At 43.4% G+C, this 1,727-nt stretch carries 2 protein-coding genes; one reads left to right on the forward strand and one right to left on the reverse strand.

Annotated elements, in window-relative coordinates; all coding sequences use genetic code 11:
* The first annotated feature begins 90 nt into the window (after positions 1–90).
* Complete coding sequence (locus Q1A08_RS21320; RefSeq protein WP_299776416.1) at positions 91–387, forward strand: hypothetical protein; 297 nt, start codon at positions 91–93, stop codon at positions 385–387.
* A gap of 28 nt (positions 388–415) precedes the next feature.
* Here the strand turns inward: Q1A08_RS21320 and Q1A08_RS21325 are convergent, their stop codons facing one another.
* On the reverse strand, positions 416–1,357 hold the full coding sequence (locus Q1A08_RS21325; RefSeq protein ID WP_299776417.1) for an IS110 family transposase: 942 nt from the start codon (positions 1,355–1,357) through the stop codon (positions 416–418).
* Positions 1,358–1,727: the final 370 nt, after the last annotated feature.

The following is a 1,727-nucleotide window of genomic DNA, read 5'->3' on the forward strand; positions in this document are numbered from 1 at the left end:
CAACGTCATAACAAGAAAATGTTGTTCAGCGCTAGAGCGCTCGGACTCACTGGCGTTCGCCGCAAATTTGAGCGTTAAGCATATGAATCTATGACTATTACTGAGCTTTGGATACAACACACAAATACAAAATTTCCATCTGACTTTGGTGGAAAAGATGTAAATGGAGTATGTGTAACCTCTGTTGATAGCTATGCATCGGGCTGCATTAGTAGCTTCGTAAATAAGGAAAGCGGGTCATTGGATATAGAGCGTTTTCAAATATTGCAAAAGTGCGAAAAAGAATTGGAGAAAGTTCTCCCGTTTGTTGAGAATGAGGCGTTTGAGTACTTTTCAAGACTTTATAGTATGTGTGGTATCGTAATTTCGGAGGCTAAGATTGCTTAACAAGTGACTATGGTGTCAAACCCTAAATTTACACCATAGTTTCATCCCAATAAGTATTATTTTTCACCATCACATTTAGGATTATTAGTTGCTTTCTCATGCAAGCGATTAGTGCAACTTTCTTTGGTTTTCCGGCAGCTACCATGCGTTCATACATTGGTTTCAATTTGGGGTGGCATTGGATGGCTGACATCATTGATACAAACAAAACAGTTCTTACTCTGTGCCTGCCGCCACGTATATATCGCTTACCTTGGTAGCTGCCGCTATCACGGTTCATGGGCGCGATTCCGACTAGTGCTGCAATTTGCTTGCGGTTCAATGTTCCCAATTCGGGTAGCTCACTCATGAGGGTGTAAGCGAGTACATTGCCGACGCCTTTAGCGCTTAGTAGTAAATCTCTCTTTTGCCTCCATTCGGAGACGCTATCAACGAGTTTGTTTAGTTGCTTGTCTATCGAGTCGAGTTCTTTCTTAATTGATTTAAGAATATTTTGGATAGGTTTGTGCACTGTCTTTGGCATGCGTTTCAACCTATTCTTTTGCATGGTACTCATTTCAAGGCACTGGCTTCGAACAGTGAGTAAATCACTGATTGCCCTTAGTTTTTCGGGTTTTATGCTAGACAATCTAGGCTTCATTGCTTCACCGTAGTGGGCAATATCCATAGCATCGAGCTTGTCTGTTTTGGCAATACGCCCAGCCGCTTTAGCAAACTGACGTACCTGGCCTGGGTTGCAAACAACAATGGGCAGCCCAGCTTTATGAGCGGCAATTACAAACTCTAATTCAAGCCTTCCGGTAGACTCAATCAAGACGCGGCTGGGTTTTAAAACCTGAATATCTTTGACTGCATTTTTAATGCCCTCCTTATCGTTTTTAACGCTAAAAAATTGGCCTGTAGGTCTCACATAAATATCGAGTTGTGTGGAGCTGGTGTCGATACCGACATTGATCTCTTGAGTGTTCATAGGATAAGCTATCTCCGCCTTGCTATTCGGGCTCGAGGCCCACATGACTATTCGAGTTATGCCTAGTGAGTGTTGATTACGTTCATACTTGTTAACGGCTTTTACAAACCTGTCGCGCAACGAACTATAATCAACAAGGCCTTGGGTGGCCGCCCAAGGTGGGTCTCAATTTACCCGTTAGGAAAAGGATTTGAAACTGTGAATTTAGATGGAATTGAACCATACAAGTTGTGGCAGCAAGGGCGCTTCGCACCGGGACAGTTTACACTGCGTTCCAACTGCCCCTGCACAAAGCGTTAAACACCTTATGGGTATTGTTGAGCTCCACAATTACATCTCCGAAGTAGCAGAAAGTTTGCCCGAGGAAGAG

The organism is uncultured Pseudoteredinibacter sp. (assembly GCF_947500695.1).
GTDB lineage: Bacteria > Pseudomonadota > Gammaproteobacteria > Pseudomonadales > Cellvibrionaceae > Pseudoteredinibacter.